The organism is Streptomyces sp. NPDC098781 (genome assembly GCF_044759995.1).
In the GTDB taxonomy this organism is placed as follows: domain Bacteria; phylum Actinomycetota; class Actinomycetes; order Streptomycetales; family Streptomycetaceae; genus Streptomyces.
Genome location: NZ_JBIWAK010000015.1, coordinates 1 through 21,479, shown reverse-complemented (window position 1 = coordinate 21,479; position 21,479 = coordinate 1). Strand labels below are relative to the sequence as shown.

The following is a 21,479-nucleotide window of genomic DNA, read 5'->3' as shown; positions in this document are numbered from 1 at the left end:
CCTCTCGACCGCTAGGACCGATACGGGTTGTAGAGGGGGTACGGCGCCACCGAGCCGTAGCCCGGTGCGGGGCCCGGTCCGTTCAGCTGCCCGTACGGCTGACCGTGCGGGTGCCCGTATGGCTGCGGGTAGGTCGGTCCGTACGGCTGTGGGTACGTCGATCCGTACAGCTGCTGGTGAACGGCCGGCCCCGGTTGCGGGTGGCCGTATGCCGTCCAGGCCTGCGCGGCGGCCGCGTGCTCCAGCGCCGGCCGGGCGAACTCCCGCCGCGCCCACAGTTCGTGCAGCAGCTCCTGTTCTCGCACGACGTAGTCCGCGCCGGCCCGGCCGCGGCGGCCCCGGTGCCGTAGGAACGCCAGCGACGTGGCGTAGGCCTCGTACTGCGCCACCGCTCGCGCCGCCTTCCGGCCCCCTTGGCGGCGCGCGTACTGCCGGGCCACCCGACGGTCTCGCATCGAGCCCAGCGTGAAGGGCGCGCTCGGCGACAGCCATCCGGCGGCGACGTAGGCGGGGAGTTCCTCGCGCACGGTCCTCAGCTCGCGCTGCCGGGTCCAGATCACCAGCCAGGTCAGCAGCCCGAACGCCGGGACCATGAGGGTCGCGTACACGCCGAAGAAGCCGTACTCGCCGAAGGCCGAGGAGCCGTTCCACAGGGCGTGCATGCCCATGGCGAACAGCAGGCCGAGGAGGGGGAGCAGGACGCGGCGCACATGCTGGCGGTCGCCCGACAGCGCCGCGATGCCGAAGCCGATGCCGGTCAGAACGGTGAAGAGGGGGTGCGCGAAGGGCGACATGATCACGCGGACGAAGAAGGTCGCCGCGGTGACGGAGGCGATGCCGCTGTCGCCGGTGAGCTGGTCGGTACCGAAGGCGGTGCCGAGGTAGAGGATGTTCTCGGTGAAGGCGAAACCGGTCGCGGTGACCCCGGCTATCACCACTCCGTCGACGATCCCGGTGAAGTCCCGGCGGCGGAAGAGGAAGACGAGCAGGACGGCCGCGGCCTTCGCCAGCTCCTCGACGACCGGCGCTATGACGGTCGCGCCCAGGGTGTCCGCGTGCGACGGATCGGCCGTCGCGGTCGCTATCCATCTGGTCGCGAAACTGTTGGCGACGATCGCTATCAGCGCCGCGGCGCAGGCGCCCCAGGCGAAGGAGAACAGCAGGTTCCGCCAGGGGCCCGGCTCGACGCGGTCCAGCCACCGGAACGACGCCACGAGCAGCGGCACGGGCAGCACGGCGAGCCCCAGCCCGACCAGGAACCCCTCGGTGCCGGTCTGCTCGCGCACCAGGGCGAGGATGACCAGCCCGGAGAGCGCGAGCAGCGTGCTGAGCGCGCCGTAACGCACCCAGCGCCGGTGCCACCAGTGCGCGTGCCGCGGTGCGCCGCCGGTGGGACCGGCGGGGTGCGTCGGGTACGGGGGACAGGTGGCCACGGCATTGACCCTAACGAGGCAGGGGCGCCGCCCGCAGCAGCGCGAGGGGCTCGGGCGCCGGTGGGGGGTGCTGTCGGTGCTGCTGTCGAAGTCCCTGGGGACGGTTCGTTGTCGGTGCTGTTCTTCCCGCTGCTGTTACCGCTGTACGCGGCGGAAGAGCAGGTCGTTCACCACATGACCCTTGTCCAGTCCCTGGCCCTCGAAACGGGTCAGCGGCCGGAACTCGGGACGGGGCGCGAAACCACCGTCGGGGCGGGTGTTCTCGAAGTCGGGGTGCGCGGTCAGCACGTCGAGCATCTGTTCGGCGTACGGCTCCCAGTCCGTGGCGCAGTGCACCAGGGCGCCGGGCCGCAGCCGGGTCGCGGCGAGGTCGAGGAACTCTGGCTGGATGAGCCGCCGCTTGTGGTGGCGCTTCTTCGGCCAGGGGTCGGGGAAGTAGACGCGCAGCCCGTCGAGCGAGTCGGGGCCGAGCATCTCCCGCAGCAGGATGATGGCGTCGCCGTTGGCCACGCGGATGTTGCCGAGGCCGTTCTGGTCGGCCAGGTTGAGGAGGTTTCCCTGCCCGGGGGTGTGGACGTCGACGGCGAGGATGTTGGTGCCGGGGTCGCCGGCGGCCATCTGCGCGGTCGCCTCCCCCATGCCGAAGCCGATCTCCAGCACGACGGGGTTGTCGTTCCCGAACAGCTCGCCGAGGTCGACGACGCACTGTCCGTCGATGTCCAGCCCCCACTTGGGCCACAGCCGCTGCAACGCGTCCGCCTGGCCCGCGGTCACCCTGCTCCGCCGCGGCTGAAAACTCCGGATCCGCCGCTCGAAGTGCGACCCGGCCGGATCGGCCTGTGGCCCGTCCGGGAACCGCGGCTCCCCCTTGGCCCGGGTATGCCGAATCGACTCACCGGGGACGGGGACGGGGGCATGGCTCGCGAGCTCACCGTCGGCCACGGTTCGACCGGGGACGGCGGGGCGGGGGGCTTCGGGGGCGTTGAGGGAGTCAGACACAGTGGGGTCGATTTTACGGGGAGCGGGAAGGGGGTGGAATTACGGCTGGGATCCGTCAGCCCGTCCGGCGTTTGAGGACGAGGCCCTTCGGGACCGATGGGGGTCCGGGGGGCGGAGCCCCCTGGTGGGGTCGAAGGGGCGATCAAACCCCCTCCAACACCGCCAACGCCCGCCGAGCCACCTCCCGCCCGATCGGCAGCGAAGCGGTAGCCGCAGGACTGGGCGCATTCAGCACATGCACCGCCCGCTCCCCCTCCCGAATCAGAAAGTCATCCACCAGCCCCCCGTCCCGCAGCACGGCCTGCGCCCGCACCCCCGCAGCCGCCCGCACCAGATCATCGGAGGTCACCGCGGGCAACAACCTCCGCACCGCCCCCGTGAACGCCACCTTGGACACCGACCGCCGCAGCTCCCCCGCCCCGTACCGCCAGTGCCGCCCGGCCATCCGCCACGCCCCCGGCCAGGACACCGTCGCCGCGACCTCCCTCGGCCGCACGACCCCCCACCCGTACCCCTCCCGCGCCAGCGCGGGCACCGCGTTCGGCCCGATGTGCACACCCCCGTCGATCCCGCGCGTGAGATGCACCCCGAGGAACGGAAACGCCGGATCCGGCACCGGATACACCAGTCCCCGCACCAGCTCGGGCCGGGCCAGCGACCAGTACTCCCCCCGGAACGGCACGATCCGCACCTCCGGCTCGTCCCCGGTCATCCGGGCCACCTCGTCGCAGTACAGCCCGGCACAGTTCACCAGCACCCGCCCCCGCACGACGTCCCCCCGCGTCGTCCGTACGGCGACCCCCAGCGCGGGCCGCCGGTCGATCCGCTCGGCCCGCGCGCCGTAGCGGATCTCCGCCCCGGACGCCTCGGCGAGCTGCCGGGCGACCCCGACGAAGTCGCACACGCCCGTCGTCCCGACGTGTATCGCGGCGAGTCCGCGCACCTCCGGCTCGTACTCCGCGATCTGCGCGGCGCGCAGCTCCCGTACCGGAATGCCGTTCTCCCGTCCGCGCTGTACCAGGGCGTGCAGCCGCGGCAGCTCCTCCCGCTCGGTCGCGACGATCAGCTTGCCGGTGACGGCGTGCGCGATGCCGTACTCCGCGCAGAACTTGACCATCTCGGCGGCGCCCCGCACCGCGTACCGGGCCTTGAGGGAGCCCGGTCGGTAGTAGATCCCGCTGTGGATGACCCCGCTGTTGCGCCCCGTCTGGTGCCGGGCCGGGCCCGGCTCCTTCTCCAGCACGGTCACCCGGGTGCCCGGCGCGGCACGCGTGATCGCATACGCCGTGGCCAGCCCGACGATCCCACCGCCGATGACCAGCACGTCACAGTCGTAAGCGAGCGTCCGCACCTGCTCCACCTCCCGGATTCGATAATGCACTGCGCCACTGACAACGCACTCAAACCCTCCGGACCGCCATGTCCCGAGGGGAGAGCGGCACTCACGCTTCCCGCCGTGGTGATCCGGCTGGGGAACTTCTGGCAGGCGGGGGAACCTTTGGCAAGGGTGGGAAGTCCGGCCACTCGTCCGCCGAGATCCGGCCACGGCGAGTTCACGCGCCGCTCTGCTCGGCGACTGCTTCAAGCAGGTCGAGGCCAAGGGCGACGGCGGCAGCGACCTGGGCGCCGAGCTGCGTTTCACGCACGCCGAGGAGCTCGTTCCGATGGCCGCGCTGACGGGCCTGCCCGGCAGCGCGAAGGGCGCCACGGCCGTGCGGCCGTACACCTGCGCCGGCAACCCGTGGCGGGGCGCTTCGCAGCCGCCCGGTTCGCGCAGGACGGAGGCGGCGGCGGCCCGGGACTGCCGGGCCGCCGCGCACCGCACGCGCGCGTGAGGGCACGCTCAGGCCGGTGCCATGAGCAGCGGCCGCGCCCTCTCCCGCAGTTCGACCACTCGGGGCTCGTCGCCGTACGGCTCCAGCCGGTGCAGCAGGTCCTTGACGTACTCCGTGGTGCGCGCGGACGATATCCGCCCCGCGACCTCCACGGCCCGTACGCCCTGCTCGCACGCGGCATCCAGGTTGCCCGACTCCAGTTCGGCGACCGCCGAGACGACGAGCCGCAGCCCGTGCGAGCGCACGAACTCCTCCGTCGGCTTCGACAGCGCCTGCTCGGTGAACCGCCGTACCTGGCGCGGCGCCTTGAGGTCCCGGTAGCACTCCGCGGCGTCCGCGGCGAAGCGGTCGTAGGAGTAGAAGCCGAGCCAGGACGGATCGTGGTCGCCCTCCCTGGACCGCTCCAGCCAGCCCTCCGACGCCTTCAGGGCGGCACCCGCGGCCTGGGCGTCATTCGCGCGCGCGTGTGCGCGTGCCTCGACCAGCCGGAAGAAGCTCATGGTGCGGGCCGTGGCGAGGCCTCGGTTGCGCTCCAGCGCGGCCTGCGCGAGGTCGACGCCCTCGTCGCCGAAGCCCCGGTAGGTCGCCTGGAGCGACATCGACGCCAGGACGTACCCGCCGAGCGGTACGTCGGCCGCCGCGCGCGCGAGGCGCAGCGCCTGGATGTAGTACCGCTGCGCCGCCTCCTGCTGGCCGGTGTCGAACGCCATCCACCCGGCGAGCCGGGTCAGTTCGGCGCTAGCCCCGAACAGCGCGCGGCCCACTTCGTCGGAGTACGAGCCGAGCAGCAGTGGTGCCGCCTCGACCCGTAAGCACTCGGGCACCATCGACGAACGCCAGTCGCCGCCTCCGTACTTGGAGTCCCAGCGCCTGGCGTCCTCGGCGGCCTCCCGCAGCTTCTGCACATCGCTGTGGCCGACTTTGAGCGGTGCGCCGGACCCGTCGGACGGGTTCACCTCGCGCGCGACGGAAGTGTCGGCCGGTGTTATCAGCCACCGTGAGGCAGGCGTTGCGTATGCGCTGACCGCGAACGAACCGGCCAGCGACTGCCAGATGCCGCCGGAGCCGGCGCGGCGTCCGGCGAGGTCGAGACGGTAGAGCTCCGTCGCCGACTTCACCGCCTGTCCGACGTCCCTGGGGAAGGCGAGGCCCACTTCGGGTGCGGGGTCCGCGTCCGCCAGGCCGATCTCGTGGAGCGGCACCGGGCGGCCCAGCTTCTGGCCGATCGCGGCGGCGATGAGGTGCGGCGCGGCACCTTGCGGCACCATGCCCTTCGACACCCAGCGCGCCACCGAGGTCTTGTCGTAGCGAAGAGTCAGGCCCCGCTGAGCGCCAAGGTCGTTGACGCGTCGAGCGAGTCCTGCGTTGCTGATTCCCGCGAGGGCGAGAACGGTGCCGAGTTTTTCGTTCGGCCCGCGTTGCTCCCTGGACATGCGCCACCCCTCGACACAGACGGCTGCCGCGCTGGCATAACCACGCGGCATTCGTAAACCCAGCGTAGTTCGCCGCATCCCAAGCGTTAAGGGGCATTGTTCCGGATGGCGGGATTGTGGTCCGTACTCAAGTGCGCACCCCCTACGCACAGTTGTGACGTGCTCCCGGTGTGTGGCTGTGCGCCCGTCCGTGCGCTCTTCTCCAGCCACCGGGGGAGCGGTTCCATGGCTTCTGCGTGGGTCGGCCCGCTGTACTGGATCCAGTGGGCTGGGGGATTCCGCCGCCTACATCCCCGCGGGCGGCGGAACGGTCCGGGGGGCGCACTCCGTTCCCCGGACTGCGCACGCGGCGAGCACGGCGAGTAGTGCGGAGGGCTTGTACGGAGCGTGCGTAAGCCTGTCTCTACGACGCCGATTTGGCCGAAAACCGACCCAGCCGCTCGCGGGTGATTCCCGCTCTCACCATGGCACTTGAGGGCGCGAAGGGAGTTTTTGGGGAGCGTATCGGGGGCGCATTCGCGCCGCGAAGGTCTTGCCACTGACTTGACCGGGTGCCTGGATCTCTTCGTTCCGCGCGCGTGGATCTCCTTGTCCGTCAGGGGTGTTCGGCACCCCCTCCGTCCCCGCCGCGCGCGGCCGTGCGGGGGTGACCGCCCGATCCCGAGCGGCTCCGCCGCCGCTCCGGTGTGCGTCCTTCATGGCAGCATGGTGACCGGTTCGTACGGTGCACTGGTTGTCCACAGCCTGTGGAGGCGTCCATGCGGTGGTTGGTGGGATGGAGCAGCACCGCCGCGGTTTCCGCCGGAGTCGGCTCCGCGGGGGCGACCGGAGGCGACGGCGAGACCGTGCACCCGGTGGGGTCCCAACTCCTGTGGGGCGACCCCGATCCGCTCTGGGCGGTCGGCGACTGGCGCCCCGACGAGGTCCGTGTGGTGCGGGCCGACGCGCAGAACCGGATCGCGGTCCTCGGCACCTGCGGGGCGAGCGACGAACAGCTGCGCCTGGGTCTGTTCGCCGCGCGCGGAGGGGCACTTCGGCATCTGACGGCCTGGTCCGGCAGCTACACGGCCGTCGTCCAGGTCGGCCGCAGGATCACCGTGTGCGGCGATCTGGCCGGCGCGCGGCCGGTGTTCCACACCCCCTGGGCCGGCGGTACGGCGTACGCGACCGCCGCACTGCCCCTCGCCGACCTCATCGAGGCCAACCTCGACTTCGGGCACCTCGCCGCGCTGCTCGCCGCCCCCGACGTACCGGCGGCCCTGCACGACTCCACGCCGTACGACGGCGTACGCCGCATTCCACCGGGGCATGCGCTCATCCTGCGCGCGGGGGCGCGTGAGATCGCCGGGTACGAGCCGGTCGCCTCGCTGGCGGTGGCGGCACCGGCCGCCGACCCCGACCGCGCGGTGGACGCGGTGCGCGACGCCCTGGTGGAGGCGGTGCGCGCGCGTCTGTCCGCGCCGCGCCACGTCCCCGACATCGATCCCGGCCCGGTACCGGGGATGGGGCCGGCCGAACGGCGTGCCGCGCGCGGGATGCCGGTTCCGGGCATCGGCGCCGACCTGTCCGGCGGCCCGGCCTCGGGCACCCTGGCCCTCCTCGCGGCCGGCCTCCCGGGAATGCCGGGCACGGTGCTGGGACACGGCACGGGCGCGGGCGAACGCCTCCTCGCGGTCACCTTCAACGACCTGGCGGTGGGCGGCCGCGAGGCCGAGCTGGAACGCGCCGGCGCTCTCGCGGCCAACCCCCGTCTGCACCACGTGGTGGTGGCCGGCGGCGAGGAGACACTGCCGTACGCCGAACTGGACGGCCCCCTGACGGACGAGCCCGGCCCCAGCCTGGTGACGGCCGCGCGGCACCGCGCCCGCCTGGCGTCCGGCAGCGCGGACCACTTCACCGGCTACGGCGCCCGCCAGGTCCTGGACGCCCACCCGGCTCGCCTCGCGGACCTCCTCATGGACCGCAAACGCCGCCACCTGGTCCGTCCGGTGGCGGCCCTGGCGAAGGCGGACGGCTCCGTGCTGGTCCCCGCGCGCGTGTACGGCGCGGCTCGGAGGCTGGCCCGCACCCCGTACCGCACCGGCCTGGAGTCCCTGGCGGCCCGTCTGATGGACCGGCGCTTCGAGGATCCCGGAGGTGCCGTGGGGGCGTCGCTCGCCGCGCTCACCTGGGCCAGACCGGGTCCGGCGGCACGCTGGCTGACCGGCGAGGCGCTGGCTGAAGTATCGGTTCGCCTCCAGACGGCCACGACCCGCAACGGCGTCGGCCCCGGCCAGCGCCCCGGCGACCACCGCGCGCGTGCCGCCCTGGCCCGCTACGCCGCCGACATCCGCATCCTGGAGCAGGCCGCCGAGATCCGCTCCCAGCGCCTGCACACCCCCTTCCTCGACAACCAGGTCGTCCGCGCCTGCCGGGCCCTCCCGGAGGCCCTGCGCGTCCAGCCCGGCGCCCGCGCCGCGATCCTCCGTACGGTCCTGGAGGGCGCCGGGGTGGCCGACCTCCCGCCCGGCTGGGGCGCACCGTCCCACGCGTCGGCCGCGGTAGCGGCACGGACGGGCCTGAAGATGGCCACGGACCCCCTGATGTCCCTGTTCGGCACGCCCCTCCTGGCCCAGGCGGGCCTGGTGGAGGCAAGAGTGGTCCGCAAGGCCCTCCGCGCCGCCTCGGAGGGCGAACCCCTCCCCCTGGACGGCCTGGCAGACCTGATCTCCCTCGAGCTCTGGCTGACCCGCCTCCTGGCCCGCCGAGGCACCTGCTGGACAGGAACCCCGGCCCGCCAACGCGCGGTACCGGCGGGAATCCGACCGCAGCGGGGGGCGTTGGGGGCGGGGGCGGGAGGGGCTCGGCCTTAGCTTCCGGGGGCCGGCTGTGCTTGTCAGCGCGAGGTCGGCACTTCCAGCCCGTCCGGCGTTTGAGGACAAGGCCCTTCGGGGCCGATAGGGGTCCAGAGGGCGGAGCCCCCTGGTGGGGTCGAAGGGGCGAAGCCCCTGGGCATGGGACGGGTAAGGGCGGCGGGGGCGAAACCCCCTCCCCACCCACCCACCCGCACCCGAACCCCCACCGCAACCAACCCCCCGCCGACAAAACCCGCGCCCCCACCCCCCACCCCCGCGACAATGACAAGGTGCGGTACAAAATCCTCGGCGTCACCCAGGCAGAGAACGACCAGGGCACCACCGTCCCCCTCGGCGGCCCCCGCCTACGCGCCCTGCTCACCGCCCTGGCCCTACGCCCCGGCCAACTCACCACCCCCCACACCCTGATCGACGAGATCTGGCCCGACGACCCACCCCAAGACGCCCCCGCCGCCCTCCAGGCCCTGATCGCCCGCCTGCGCCGCACCCTCGGCAGGAACACGGTCACCTCAGCCCCCGGCGGCTACCGGCTCACGGCGACCAGGGAAGACATCGACCTCTTCGTCTTCGAACGCCTGGTGCACGAGGGCACCTCCGCCCTGGCCGAGGACGACCCCGCCACCGCCGCCCAGACCCTCACCACCGCCCTCGCCCTGTGGCGCGGCCCGGCCCTCACCGACCTCCCCGACCGCACCACCGCCGTCACCCGCCCGGACGCCCTCCGCCTGGAGGCGACCCGAGCCCGCATCGAGGCGGACCTACGGCTCGGCCGCGCCCACCACGCCGTACCGGACCTCAAGGCACTGACCACGGAGCATCCGTACGACGAACCGCTGCACGCCCTCCTCATCCGAGCCCTGCGCGACACGGCCCGCCCAGCCGACGCCCTCGCCGCCTACGAGACGGCCCGCCGCACCCTGGCCGACGGCCTGGGCACCGACCCCGGCCCGGAACTCCGCGCCCTGCACACCGAACTGCTGACACCGCCGCCCGCACGAAGCAACGACACCCCCACCGAGCCCACCCCGGCCGGGAAAGCCGTTCCACGGCCCACCCCGTCGGCCGCCCACCACCCCCACACCGCGGCACGGAACGGCAACCTCCGTCCTCGCCTTACCTCTTTCGTGGGCCGGGAACTCGAACTCGACGCCATCCGTTCCGAATTGCACAGGGCCCGACTGGTCACACTCACCGGACCGGGCGGCTCTGGAAAGACCCGCCTCGCCGAGGAAGCCGCCGTCGGCCACCCCCAGGCATGGCTCGTCGAGCTCGCCCGGCTCGACCGGCCGGAGGCGGTACCAGGCGCGGTGGTCAACGCGCTCGGTCGGCGCGAGACCGTGCTCATGACCAACGAGCTGACGACCCCGCAGGACGACCCGCTCGCCCTGCTGATCGAGCACTGCGCCCAGCGCAGCGAGCTCCTGATCCTTGACAACTGCGAACATGTCATCGGCGCCACCGCCACCCTCGCCGAGACCCTCCTCACCCACTGCCCGGGCCTCACGATCCTCGCCACCAGCCGTGAACCCCTGGGCGTCCCCGGCGAGTCGGTCCGCCCGGTCGAGCCCCTGCTCCCCGACCAGGCGCACCGCCTCTTCACGGACCGCGCGGCGGCCGTCCGCCCCGACACCGCCCCCGCGCTCCTCGACGGCCACGCCCAGGAGGCCGTCGAGGAGATCTGCCGCCGTCTCGACGGACTGCCGCTCGCGATCGAGCTGGCGGCGGCCCGGCTGCGGCTGCTCACTCCCCGGCAGATCGCCGACCGCCTCGACGACCGCTTCCGCCTCCTCACCTCCGGAAGCCGTACGGCCCTGCCCCGCCAGCAGACCCTGCGCGCCGTCGTCGACTGGTCCTGGGAACTGCTCGACGAGCGCGAGCGCGTCGTGCTGCGCGAGGTGTCCGTCTTCGCGGGCGGCTGGGATCTGACCGCGGCGGAGGCGGTGTGCACCGGGCCGGTCGCGGACATCCTCGGCGCGCTCGTGGACAAGTCCCTGATCGTGGCCGACCCGGACGACCGGGACGGCGCCGACGGCATGCGTTACCGCATGCTGGAGACCATCCACGAGTACGCCGTGGAGCGCGCCGCCGAGGTCCCCGAGCCGCGGCGCGCGGCCGGGCGCCGGCACCGCGCGTGGGTGCGCGCGCTCGTGGAGGAGGCCGATCCGCTGCTGCGTTCCGCCGACCAGCTCCCGTGGATCTCCCGCCTGGAGACCGAGCTGGACAACATCCGCGCCGCTCTCGACCGTGCCCTGACCGAGGGCGACGAGGCGGACGCCACCGCCATCACCCTGGCCATGGGCTGGTTCTGGTGGCTGCGGAACTACCGTGTCGAGGGCGCGGCTTGGGTCGAGCGCGTGCTGCGCATGTGTGCCGCCTCGGACGCCACAGCCCCGGGCCCCTGCGCGGCCTCGGCCGTCCCGGACTCCGCACCGCCGGGCGTACCGTCCTCCGCCCACCCGGTGGACGTCTTGCTTCCGGCCCTGGAGGGAGAGGACGGCCACCCGCGGCAGGACGCGCGGATGAGCCTTCGTATGCAGCACCTCTTCCTCGCCATCGAGTTCGAACCGGTGGAGCACTGGCAGGACGAGCGATGGGGGCGGTACATCGGCCGGGTGCGGGCCCACTTCGCGCGCGGCGGTCCTGACGCGGCGCGCCTCCCAGGCATGGTCTGGCCGCTGACCCACTACATCCTGGGCGACACGGCCGACACCAAGTACGTCATGGACACTGTGCTGGCCAACTGCCGTGCGTACGGCGGTGACTGGGAGGTCGGCTGCATCCTGATGTTCCGCACGCACATGCTGGTCGACGCACCGGGCGATCTGACGGGCCTGGACGACGACCTCGCGGAGCTGCGGACCCTCAGCCGCCGGGCCGGGGACCGCTGGATGCGGGCCCAGGTGTGCAGCGCCGCCGGCGAGACGGCGATGTCGCGCGGTCGCTACGAGGAGGCCGAGGAGGAGTACGAGGAGGCGCTGCACCTCGCCCACGAGGTGGGCGCCTACACCGAGACGCCCTTCCTCATCGCCCGGCTGGCCGAGATCGCCTACCGCTCGGGCGACCGTGCGGCCGCCCTGAGCGCGCTGGACGAGGCGGGCGCGGTGGCCGACCGGCACGGCGTGGCGGACTCACGGGCGTTCGTCCTGCTGATGCGAGCCCAGGTGGCGCTGGACGACAAGGACCTCGTACGCGCGCGCGAGTTGTGTGTGGCGGTCCGCGCGGAGACCGAACGGGCGACGGTGCCGCCCCAGTTCATCGTGATGCTGACCATGGTGGAGGCCTTGGTCGTGACGGCCGAGTCCAGTCCGGAGGAGGGACTGCCGCTGCTGGCCGAGGCCCTGCGCATGGCCGTGGAGGACCGGTGCGCCGAAGTGATCACGGCGACCCTCACGGACGCCGCGGCGGATCTGCTGACCCGGCTCGGCGACCATGCGCGCGCGGCCCGTCTGCTCGCCGCCTCGGAGCACTGGCGGGGCGGCCATCCGCGCCGGATGCCGGAGCGCGCGCACGCCGAGCGGGCCGAGGCCGACGCCCGTGCGGCCCTGGGTGCCCAGCGGTTCAGCGCGGAGTACACCGGCGGCGTTGCCCTCACCCACGCCGATGTCGTGGGGGAGCTCGCTCAAGCCGTCCGGGGCCTTCACCCTCCGACCGGCCCTACCGGCAGCTGAACTTCGACTCCGCCCAGTCCGCCAGCAGCAGATTGTCGAGGGTGCCGCGCGGTTCGACCACCAGTCGGACAGTCTTGCGCCCGGTGAGGTCCACCTGGACGGGCACCGCCGCGGCCCCGGCCCTGACGACGGCGGACCGCCACAGTCGTACGCCGTCGGCGTAGACCGAGAAGGAGAACCGGCCCAGCCCCAGGTTCGAGTCGTCGACGCCGACCTGCGCCCGGTAGGCGGAGCACTCGCGGTTGAGGTCGATGGTGACCGAGGACCGGCCGTGCACGGTGACACCGTGCGCGTACCGCGTGCCGGCGATCGCCACGTCGTCGCGCTGCCACACCCAGCTGCTCTCGTGCAGCCGCATCTCGGGCTCGGTGCCGTCGCCGGTGAGGTCGTACGACAGCTCGCTCCACTGGTAGTCGGCCGGGGCGGGCGGTGGCGGTGGGGGCGGAGTGGGTGTGGGCGTCGGAGTGGGGGTCGGAGTCGGCGTAGGGGGAGCCGTGGGCATGGGCGTCGGACTGGGCGTGCGCGTGGGGGTGGGCGAAGGGGTCGGTGTCGGGGTCGACTCGGGCTGCACGGCCGGGATGATCGCCGGTGGCCGCGGGGTCGGCTCCTTGCTCGGCTCCTTCTCCGGCGGCTTCGGTGTCGGCGTCTCCTCGACGATGGGGGAGGGGACGCGGGGCTGCTTGGCGTCCGGTTCCCGGGTGGGTGTGTCGTTGCCGGCCAGGGCGAGCAAGATCGCCGCCGCGACGCCCACGGCGACCACACCGGCCGCGATGCCGGCCTTCAGAGGCGCGCCCAGCCCCTCGGAGGCCGCCGCACCGCCCCCGGCACCCGCTCCGCCGGACGAACTCCCGCCCGCCGCGGCCGCCCCGCCCGAGGCCCCGGCCCCGCCCGACGAACCACCGCCCGCCGCGACGGCCGCTCCCGCCGCACCCGCCCCGGCACCGCCGACGATGAGCCCGGCCGCCTTGGCGTACCCGGCGGCACCGAACCAGCCGATGACCGCGACCGGCACCACGGCGGGGATACCGCCGGCGACTTCCTTGATCTGGCCCGCGGCCAGCCGGCACTTGGCGCACTCGTCCAGGTGCTTGCGCAGACCGCGTTCGGCACGGGTGCGCAGGCTGCCGCGCGCGTAGGCGCCGAGCCGGTCGGCATAGCGGGCGCACGCCTCGTCGCCGGCCAGGCTGGCGCTGACATGGGCCTGGAGGTAGGCCTGCTTGAGGCCCTCACGGGCCCGGCTGGCGAGCACGCGCGTGCCGTTGGCGTCCAGCCCGAAGAGCGTGGCGACCTCGCTGGGCGACTCGTCCTCGACCTCGGTGTGCCACAGCACGGCCTGCCAGCGCTCCGGCAGTGACCGGAAGGCCTGCATGGCCATGGACTGCTCGGCCTCGTGCATCGCCCGTACGTCCGCGCCGAGATCGAGGGTGTCGTCGTCGGACACCGCGGCCACCCGCGCGGACTGCGCGGCGAACACCGCGAAGTCGTCGACCAGTTGCTCCCGCCGAGCCGATTTCGTCCAGTCCGCGGCGGCCCGTCGGATCGAGGTGAGCAGATAGGCGCGTACGGCGTGCTCGGGACCCGAACCGCCGCGTACGGCCTGGAGCATGCGGGCGAACACCTCGGCGGTGAGGTCGTCCGCGGTGTGGGCGTCACGGCAGCAGGTGCGGGCGTACCGGCGCACCGCCTCCGCATGGCGCCGGTACAGCTCCTCGTAGGCGCTGTCGTCGCCGGAGCGCATCCGGCCGATCAGGTCGACGTCCGAGGGCGGCAGTTCGCGCGGGGGCGGCAGCACGCCGTCCTCACGCCGGTCGCGCTGCGCCGGGACGCCACCCTCCGCGCCACGGCCCTGCGGCAGGTCGGCGTGTCCGCCCTGACTCGGCACCTGTGGAGTTCCCGAGTCGCCGTCACCGCGTGACTCGTCCCACCCGTCAACGCTCATCGCGGAAAGCCCCCGCCGCCGACTCCACCAGTCCTGGACACCGGGTCAGGGTGCCACATCGGCTTTTGGTCAGGACCCACGCGTGCGAACATCCACTCGTCCGTGGGGACTTCCCGCGACTCAGTACGGGCCTGGGCCCGCCGAGGAAGGCTCAACCAGTCCTCGCCGGGCACCAGTTCGGTGCCTGCCCGATGTGCCGGGCGTGTTCGGCAGCGGTGTTCGAGGCGAGGTCGGTGGGGCACCCCGCCTCCCGGTCACCGCCGGCCGTAAGTCACCCGCCGGCCATACGTCACCCGCCGGCCGTACGGCACCCCGTCGGGGTCACCGGTCGGCTCAGGTCTTCGGCCGCGACCGCAACCCCTCCAGCAGGATGTCCAGCAGTCGCGCCGAGGCCGCCGCCTGCTGTGCCGGGTCCGGCAGCGAGGGCGCCGCCGTCGCGATCACCAGCAGTACGTCCGACACCGAGACGTCGGCCCGCAGCGCACCCGCCGCGCGCGCCCGCTCCACGAGCTGGCCCACCACGTCGAGCAGCGCCGCCGCCCCCGCATCGTCCACGGGTCCGGCCACGGCCGCTTGCGGATGCTCGGGCACCAACCGCAGCTCACCGGCGCCCGGCTGTATCCGCTGCTGCGGTACGCGCGCCTCGTCGAGCCCGGTGCCGTCCTCGGCGACCCCGACCCGCAGCACCTGCGGCGGCAGCAGCCGGCCCGCGCCGGAGGCCACCGATGTGCGCAGGAAGCGCGACAGCGCCGACCACGGCTCGTCCTCCTGGCCGAGCGCCGCACGCGCCTGGTCGGTCAGCCGGGACGTCTCCTCCTCGGCTATCCGCCGCACCAGGACGTCCTTGCTCGGAAAGCGCCGGTACACGGTGCCGACACCGACCCGCGCGCGCCGCGCCACGTCCTCCATCGGCGCGCCGTAGCCCAGCTCGCCGAAGACCTCACGCGCCGCACGCAGCACGTGCTCCAGATTGCGCTGTGCGTCCACGCGCAGCGGCGCGGTACGCGAGCTGTCCCCGCGTCCGTTGGTCGCGGCCGCGCTCATCGTGCCGCCCACCGCGCCGCCGCCGGGTGCGATGGCGGACGCGGAAGACCATCGAGAATCCTGAACATGCATAAGCGATCCCCCGGTAATGACGTCTCCCCCCGGAGACTCTCCCCGTCATTGCAAAGCCGGAGCGTCGCGGAACTGGCCCGGACCCCGAGTCCGTACCGTCTGACTCGCGGACCCGAAGAGCGCATCCCCCTACACCCCGTCGACACACGAACATAGTTGAGCGGGAGTCAATTCAGAAGGGGCAGGTTCCGCACGGAGCGCCCCTCGATCGGAGTACGGGTCGTTTACGTCCGGATTGCGCCACCCGCCATGCTCCGGCGCACACCCTGTGACCTGCGAAGTTTCCGCGCACTCCGGCAATTCGCCAAATCGCGGCTTCGTCGGCCTCCGGTCACACAAATTGTCGAGCCTGTGGACAAACGCAAGCGCCGGGTGCGTCATGGGATGGTGAAGGAACGTGCGCGCATTCTCGTTGTCGGCGGCGGCTACGTCGGGATGTACACGGCCCTGCGTCTCCAGCGGAGACTCAAACCGGAACTCGAACGGGGCGAGGCCGAGATCACCGTCGTCACTCCCGACCCGTACATGACGTATCAGCCGTTCCTCCCCGAAGCGGCGGCCGGCCTCATCTCCCCGCGCCATGTGGTCGTACCGCTGCGCCGCGTCCTGCCGCGCTGCCGCGTCATCATCGGCGAGGCCACCGCCATCGACCACACCGCACGCATCGCGACCCTCACCACTCTCGCCACGGAGGAGGAGGGCACCGGCACCGAGAAGCTGTCGTACGACGAACTCGTGCTCGCCCCCGGTTCCGTTTCGCGCACCCTCCCCGTCCCCGGTCTCGCCGAGCACGGCATCGGCTTCAAGACCGTCGAGGAGGCCATCGGCCTGCGCAACCACGTCATCGAGCAGATGGACATCGCCTCCTCCACCCGTGATCCCGCGATCCGCGACGCGGCCCTCACCTTCGTCTTCGTCGGAGGCGGCTACGCGGGCGTCGAGGCGCTCGGCGAGCTGGAGGACATGGCCCGCTACGCCACGCGCTACTACCACAACGTCCGGCCCGAGGACATGAAGTGGATCCTGGTCGAGGCCTCCGACCGGATCCTGCCCGAGGTCGGCGAGGACATGGGCCGCTACACCGTCACCGAACTGCGCCGCCGCAACATCGACGTACGCCTGCACACCCGCCTGGAGTCCTGCGCCGACCGGGTCGCCGTCCTCGACGACGGCGCCCGCTTCCCGACCCGTACGGTCGTCTGGACGGCCGGCGTCAAGCCGCACCCGATCCTCGCCGCGAGCGACCTGCCACTCAATGCGCGCGGCAGGCTGAAATGCACCCCCGAGCTGACGGTCGACGGCGCCACGCACGCGTGGGCCGCGGGAGACGCCGCAGCCGTCCCGGACGTCACCGCGGGCGCACCCGGCACACAGTGCGCCCCCAACGCGCAGCACGCCCTGCGCCAGGCGAAGGTACTCGGCGACAACATCGTGCACGCCCTGCGCGGCGAGCCCCTGGAGACTTACGCCCACAAATACGCGGGTTCGGTGGCCTCGCTCGGCTTCCACAAGGGCGTCGCCCAGGTCTACGGACGCAGGCTGAAGGGCTACCCTGCCTGGTTCATGCACCGCGTCTACCACCTCAGCAGGGTTCCGACCTTCAACCGCAAGGCCCGCGTCCTGGCCGAATGGACCCTGTCGGGGCTGTTCAAGAGGGAGGTCGTGTCCCTCGGTTCGCTCGAACATCCCCGAGCGGAGTTCGAACTCGCGGCCGGTGGAAAGCATCACCTCGACCCGGGAGACGACACGAAGGGGTCGTCCTGACCGGACCCAGGAACTCCACCGACGGGGCAGGCGTCAGACGGGTGTCGGCCAGGTCGGCCGCACTGCCAGACTGATCCCGAACCGCTCCTGTACCGCTCCCGACCCAGGACGACCCTTGGACGACCCTGGACGGGCACCCGCCCGCCCTTCCACCCACGAGGCTCTCCCCACGGTGCCGCAATCCCGGGGTGCCGCCGCCCCTCGGACCCCCGGCCGGGTCCGGAGCCGGCCGAAGACGACGACACGAGGCAAGGATTCGTGAACTTCACGCGCTGGAGCGCCCGGCTCCCCGGAACACAGCGTCGCGCGGCAGCGCGGACCGAGACAGCGGCGGCGGCCGCCCCGGACCTCCGGGGAGAGAGCGCCGGTCCCGTCCCCGCGGCCCGCGGAGAACAACTCACCGACGAGACGGGACCGATCCCCGCCGTGGACGAGCTGCCGGTCCGCGAGGTCCTCGACCGGGTCCCGGCCCTGGTCGCCCTCGTCCACGGCATCGACCACCGCCTCGCCTACGTCAACGCCGCCTACGAGACGGCCTTCGGCGCCCGCCCCCCGGGCGAACCCGCCCGAGATGCCCTCCCCGAACTCGCCGAACTGGGCCTGCTCCCCCTCCTCGACCAGGTCCTGCGCAGCGGCAAGCCCCGCACCCTCAAGTCCCGCAAAGCCCCCGACGGCCGCTCCTACACCTTCGCCTGCACCCCCGTGGCCGACGGAGACGGCGGAGTCCTCGTCTTCGCGACCGACGTCACCGACCACGCCGAAGCCGCCGAACGCCTCCGTGCCAGCGAACGCCGCCAACGCGAAACGGCCGTCACCCTCCAGCGTTCCCTCCTCCCCCAGGAGCTCGAACAACCGGACGACCTGCGCATCGCCGCCACCTACCACCCCGGCGGCACCGAGGCCGCGGTCGGCGGTGACTGGTACGACGTGATCACTCTGGGCGGCGGCCGCACGGCCCTGGTGATCGGCGACGTCATGGGCAGAGGCGTGCGGGCCGCCGCGGTGATGGGCCAGCTCCGCACAGCCGTCCGTGCCTACGCCCGTCTCGACCTCCCCCCGCACGAGGTCCTCCAGCTCCTCGACGGCCTGGCCACGGAGATCGACGCCAACCAGATCGCCACCTGCGTCTACGCCATCCACGACCCCAACGAGGGCCGCCTGGTGTACGCCTCCGCCGGCCACCTCCCGATCCTGGTCCGCGACGAGAACGGCGAGGTCCAGCGCGCCGACGAGCCCACCGGCCCGCCCCTCGGCACCGGCGGCTGGATGCACGCGTCCGGCTCGATCGCCCTGAGCCCCGGCTCCACCGCGGTGCTGTACACCGACGGCCTGGTGGAGCGCCGGAACGAGGACCTCGACGAGGGCATCGCCTCCCTGGAGCGAGCCCTGGCCGGCGCGACCGGCACCCCCCAGGTCGTCTGCGACCGACTGGTCCGTTCGGCGGGCGTCACCGCGGACCACGACGACGACGTGGCGGTCCTCGTCCTCCAGCACCCGGCCCGCACCGGCCCCGACGGCGACCTCTTCCGCAACGCCGCCCTGGAACTCCTCGGCGGCGTGGAAGCGGCCCCCCGCGCGCGTGCCTTCGCCTCCGGCGTCCTGACCAGCTGGCGCTTCCCGCCCGAACTCCACGACCTGGGCGTCCTGGCAACCAGCGAACTCGTCGCCAACTCCCTCCAGCACGGCACCCCACCCATGCGCCTGCGCCTGCGCCGCACCGACCGCCGCCTGATCGTCGAGGTCACCGACGGCGACGACCACCTCCCACGCCGCCGCCGAGCAGAACCGGCCGACGAATCAGGCCGAGGCATCGCCATCGTCGCCACCATCGCCTCCGCCTGGGGCTCCCGCCGCACACCGGGCGGCGGAAAGGCGGTGTGGTGCGAGTTCGCACTACCGAAGGGGGCGGGCCGCTGAGCCCCGACCGGTGAGGGCTGCGCATGTCAGCGCGGGGTCGGCCCTTTCAGCCCGTCCGGCGTTTGAGGACGAGGCCCTTTCGGGGCCGGCGGGGGTCCTGGGGGTGGAGCCCCCTGGTGGGGTCGAAGGGGCGAAGCCCCTGGGGATGGGACGGGTAGGGGCGGCGGGGGCGAAAACCCTCAGGCACGCGCCTCCGACTGCCCCACACCCGAGACCGCCCCCTGAGCCACCACCCGACTCTTCCCCAACCACGGCCGATCCTGCACCGCAGTCAGCTCCCGCCCCAACCGCAACGCGAGATACGTGATCCCCAGCGAGAACAGCAGAAACGTCACGACATACGGCCCGTGCAGCGCCGCCCCCATCGGCCCACCGACAGCCGGCCCCACAGCCAACGCCAACTGCTTCACCAGGGCGAACGCCGAGTTGTACTGCCCAGCCATCCCACTCGGCGCCAGATCGGCCACCAGCGGCGCAACGGTCGGCGACAACATCGCCTCACCCAGCCCGAACAGCGCATACGTGGAAATGAACGCCGCCGTGGCCATCTCCTGACTCCCGTGCCCGAGCCCGGCATACCCCGCCGCGACCCAAGCCACGGCCCAGATCAACCCCACGGCCGCGATCACCCGAGACCGCCGACGCCGCTCCACGAACTTCAACACGGCGAACTGCGCCACCACGATCATCGCGGTGTTGGCCGCCAACGCGGTCCCCAGCGCCGACGTGGAAACCCCGGCGGCCTCCACGCCGTACGCACTCAGCCCCGACTCGAACTGCCCGTAGCAGGCGAAGAACAGCACAAAGCCCAGCACACACAGCTGCACCATCGCCCGGTTCCCGAGCAGCTGCTTCCAGCTCCCCTTGGCCGAGAGCTGCCCCGGCGCCCCGTCGACCCGCGGCGCATGCGGCACGCGCACGGTCGACATGACCGCCACGAGCAGCAAGAACATCGCCGCCTCGATCGCGAACAGCAGGGTGAACGACGAGACACTCGACGTGTCGACGAGGTGTCCACCGATCAGCCCACCGACGCCCAGCCCGAGGTTCTGGAGAAAGAACTGCATCGCGAACGCCCGTGACCGGGTCTCCGTGGTCGAGCAGTCCACGATCATCGTCGCGAGCGCCGGCTGCATCACGGCCTGCCCCGCTCCGAGCGCCGCAGCCGACAGCAGTACGGCCACGGCACTCCCCGCGAGCCCGAGGCTCAGCGAACCCAGGGCGGCGGTGACCAGAGCGGCGAGCAGCACCGGAAGCGGGCCCCGCCGGACGATCGCTCGCCCGGCGAACGGCAGCACGATCAGCGCGGCCACGGCGAAGACGGCGAGGACCAGCCCCGCCGTCAGGGATCCCAGCCCCCGCACCTGCGCCACATAGACGTACAGGTAGGGGACGGTGAATCCGAGCCCGAACGCGCTGAGTGCGTTACCCACGTGAATCCGGCGCATCGCTGCGCCCTTCGCCCTGGTCACGTTCACCTCTCCTCTTATGCAGACCTGAAGACTTCAAAGCTAAAGTTCGAAGCTAAAGAGTACACACAGAAGGACTTCAACGCCAAGCAAGCCCGTGCCATACTCGGCCCATGGGCGACACCGACATGAGCGAACCGACACTCGAGGAACAGATCGCCGCCTACCAGCGCGAGTTCCAGGACCTCGACCCCCAGGTCGAGAAGATCGTCTCGGCACTGTCCCGCCTGAACCGCCGTATGAACGTCGCCTACGGCCGCCAGACCTCCGCCCTCGGCATCAGCAACGCCGAGTGGGAGGTCCTCAAGGCCCTCGTGCTGTCCGGCGCCCCGTACCGGATGGGCCCCAGTGACCTGGCCAAGCGCCTCGGCCTCACCCCGGCGGCCATGACCCACCGCATCGACCGCATGGTCGCCGAGGGTCTGGTCACCCGGGAACGCGACGAGTCCAACCGCGTCCGTGTCATCGTCGAGCTGACAGCGGAGGGACGCGAGAAGTGGCTGGAAGCGATGCGGCTCGCGTCGGTCTTCGAGGAGGAGCTCCTCCAGGACCTCTCTCCGACAGAGCGCACGACCCTCGGCGATGTCCTCACCCGCCTGCTCCGTAGGGTGGAACACGCCCAGCCGGACGCCGGCGGACGCCTCAGCGACCTGGACTGACGACGGTCCAGGAGGCAGCGGAAAAGATCTTGACAGGGGTCGCTTGACAGCCCCCTGCCCGATCCGTAAAGTTCTTCGGGTTGCCGCCGAGCCGTAACGGTTCTGCGACAGCACCTCCCGCCGCGACAGCGGCAACAAACCACCAGCACGATCTCCCGCACGGGTCGATTTCGGCATGCCCGAATTCAATTCGAATTGGGACTCGGCAGCCCGATTGGGAATCGCCGAGAGGATCCGCTAAGGTTTGAGACGTCGGAACGGCCCAACAGCCGCGAGGACAAGCCCCACTGACTGGGAGTCAGGCCCGAAAGGATCTGATAAAGTCGGAACCGCCGGAAAGGGAAACGCGAGAGCGAGAACCTGGAAAGCACCGAGGAAATCGGATCGGAAAA

Annotated in this window: 13 protein-coding genes; 6 read left to right on the top strand and 7 right to left on the bottom strand. The window is 72.3% G+C overall.

Annotation, left to right across the window (positions count from 1 at the left end):
• Window positions 1–11 precede the first annotated feature (11 nt).
• The 3 genes from ACIQWG_RS38975 to lhgO form a co-directional block, all read right to left on the bottom strand.
• Window positions 12–1,433 (bottom strand): PrsW family intramembrane metalloprotease, encoded by a 1,422-nt coding sequence (locus ACIQWG_RS38975; protein WP_404105317.1) that lies wholly within the window; start codon window positions 1,431–1,433, stop codon window positions 12–14.
• Between the two features lie 135 nt (window positions 1,434–1,568).
• Complete coding sequence (trmB, locus tag ACIQWG_RS38970) at window positions 1,569–2,432, bottom strand: tRNA (guanosine(46)-N7)-methyltransferase TrmB (protein ID WP_404105314.1); 864 nt, start codon at window positions 2,430–2,432, stop codon at window positions 1,569–1,571.
• 142 nt (window positions 2,433–2,574) lie between these two features.
• Window positions 2,575–3,783: an L-2-hydroxyglutarate oxidase gene (lhgO, locus tag ACIQWG_RS38965; RefSeq protein WP_404105311.1), complete on the bottom strand. Its 1,209-nt coding sequence runs from the start codon at window positions 3,781–3,783 to the stop codon at window positions 2,575–2,577.
• Between the two features lie 313 nt (window positions 3,784–4,096).
• Here lhgO and ACIQWG_RS38960 point away from each other — a divergent pair, with 313 nt between their 5' ends.
• On the top strand, window positions 4,097–4,267 hold the full coding sequence (locus tag ACIQWG_RS38960; protein ID WP_404105308.1) for a hypothetical protein: 171 nt from the start codon (window positions 4,097–4,099) through the stop codon (window positions 4,265–4,267).
• An 8-nt stretch (window positions 4,268–4,275) separates the two neighbouring features.
• On the opposite strand, the gene ACIQWG_RS38955 is transcribed toward ACIQWG_RS38960, so the two are convergent.
• The gene (locus tag ACIQWG_RS38955; protein ID WP_404105305.1) at window positions 4,276–5,700 is read right to left on the bottom strand and encodes an MFS transporter; all 1,425 of its coding nucleotides are present in this window, start codon (window positions 5,698–5,700) and stop codon (window positions 4,276–4,278) included.
• A gap of 758 nt (window positions 5,701–6,458) precedes the next feature.
• Here ACIQWG_RS38955 and ACIQWG_RS38950 point away from each other — a divergent pair.
• Window positions 6,459–8,552, top strand: coding sequence for an asparagine synthase-related protein (locus ACIQWG_RS38950; protein ID WP_404105303.1), 2,094 nt, complete (start codon window positions 6,459–6,461; stop codon window positions 8,550–8,552).
• A 272-nt stretch (window positions 8,553–8,824) separates the two neighbouring features.
• The gene (locus ACIQWG_RS38945; protein ID WP_404105301.1) at window positions 8,825–12,223 is read left to right on the top strand and encodes an AfsR/SARP family transcriptional regulator; all 3,399 of its coding nucleotides are present in this window, start codon (window positions 8,825–8,827) and stop codon (window positions 12,221–12,223) included.
• On the opposite strand, the gene ACIQWG_RS38940 is transcribed toward ACIQWG_RS38945, so the two are convergent.
• Both ACIQWG_RS38940 and ACIQWG_RS38935 read right to left on the bottom strand, forming a co-directional pair.
• Window positions 12,210–14,162, bottom strand: coding sequence for a sigma-70 family RNA polymerase sigma factor (locus ACIQWG_RS38940; RefSeq protein WP_404105298.1), 1,953 nt, complete (start codon window positions 14,160–14,162; stop codon window positions 12,210–12,212). The two genes, ACIQWG_RS38945 and ACIQWG_RS38940, sit on opposite strands and share 14 nt — an antisense overlap.
• Window positions 14,163–14,495: 333 nt before the next feature.
• Entirely contained in the window at window positions 14,496–15,278 is a 783-nt protein-coding gene (locus tag ACIQWG_RS38935; RefSeq protein ID WP_404105296.1) for a TetR/AcrR family transcriptional regulator, read from the bottom strand.
• 384 nt (window positions 15,279–15,662) lie between these two features.
• Here ACIQWG_RS38935 and ACIQWG_RS38930 point away from each other — a divergent pair, with 384 nt between their 5' ends.
• Both ACIQWG_RS38930 and ACIQWG_RS38925 read left to right on the top strand, forming a co-directional pair.
• On the top strand, window positions 15,663–17,042 hold the full coding sequence (locus tag ACIQWG_RS38930; RefSeq protein ID WP_404105293.1) for an NAD(P)/FAD-dependent oxidoreductase: 1,380 nt from the start codon (window positions 15,663–15,665) through the stop codon (window positions 17,040–17,042).
• Between the two features lie 258 nt (window positions 17,043–17,300).
• Entirely contained in the window at window positions 17,301–18,959 is a 1,659-nt protein-coding gene (locus ACIQWG_RS38925; RefSeq protein ID WP_404105290.1) for a SpoIIE family protein phosphatase, read from the top strand.
• A gap of 179 nt (window positions 18,960–19,138) precedes the next feature.
• Here the strand turns inward: ACIQWG_RS38925 and ACIQWG_RS38920 are convergent, their stop codons facing one another.
• Window positions 19,139–20,407: an MFS transporter gene (locus ACIQWG_RS38920; RefSeq protein WP_404105508.1), complete on the bottom strand. Its 1,269-nt coding sequence runs from the start codon at window positions 20,405–20,407 to the stop codon at window positions 19,139–19,141.
• Window positions 20,408–20,541: 134 nt separating this feature from the next.
• Between ACIQWG_RS38920 and ACIQWG_RS38915 the strand changes: the two genes are divergently transcribed.
• The gene (locus ACIQWG_RS38915; protein ID WP_404105288.1) at window positions 20,542–21,087 is read left to right on the top strand and encodes a MarR family winged helix-turn-helix transcriptional regulator; all 546 of its coding nucleotides are present in this window, start codon (window positions 20,542–20,544) and stop codon (window positions 21,085–21,087) included.
• Window positions 21,088–21,479: the final 392 nt, after the last annotated feature.

What these genes read in the sequence shown, in the direction of transcription:
- ACIQWG_RS38960 (WP_404105308.1), top strand. Translation starts at nt 4,097, where the DNA reads ATGGCCGCGCTGACGGGCCTGCCCGGCAGCGCGAAGGGCGCCACGGCC.
- ACIQWG_RS38955 (WP_404105305.1), bottom strand. Translation starts at nt 5,700, where the DNA reads ATGTCCAGGGAGCAACGCGGGCCGAACGAAAAACTCGGCACCGTTCTC.
- ACIQWG_RS38950 (WP_404105303.1), top strand. Translation starts at nt 6,459, where the DNA reads ATGCGGTGGTTGGTGGGATGGAGCAGCACCGCCGCGGTTTCCGCCGGA.
- ACIQWG_RS38940 (WP_404105298.1), bottom strand. Translation starts at nt 14,162, where the DNA reads ATGAGCGTTGACGGGTGGGACGAGTCACGCGGTGACGGCGACTCGGGA.
- ACIQWG_RS38935 (WP_404105296.1), bottom strand. Translation starts at nt 15,278, where the DNA reads ATGCATGTTCAGGATTCTCGATGGTCTTCCGCGTCCGCCATCGCACCC.
- ACIQWG_RS38930 (WP_404105293.1), top strand. Translation starts at nt 15,663, where the DNA reads ATGGTGAAGGAACGTGCGCGCATTCTCGTTGTCGGCGGCGGCTACGTC.
- ACIQWG_RS38920 (WP_404105508.1), bottom strand. Translation starts at nt 20,407, where the DNA reads ATGCGCCGGATTCACGTGGGTAACGCACTCAGCGCGTTCGGGCTCGGA.
- ACIQWG_RS38915 (WP_404105288.1), top strand. Translation starts at nt 20,542, where the DNA reads ATGGGCGACACCGACATGAGCGAACCGACACTCGAGGAACAGATCGCC.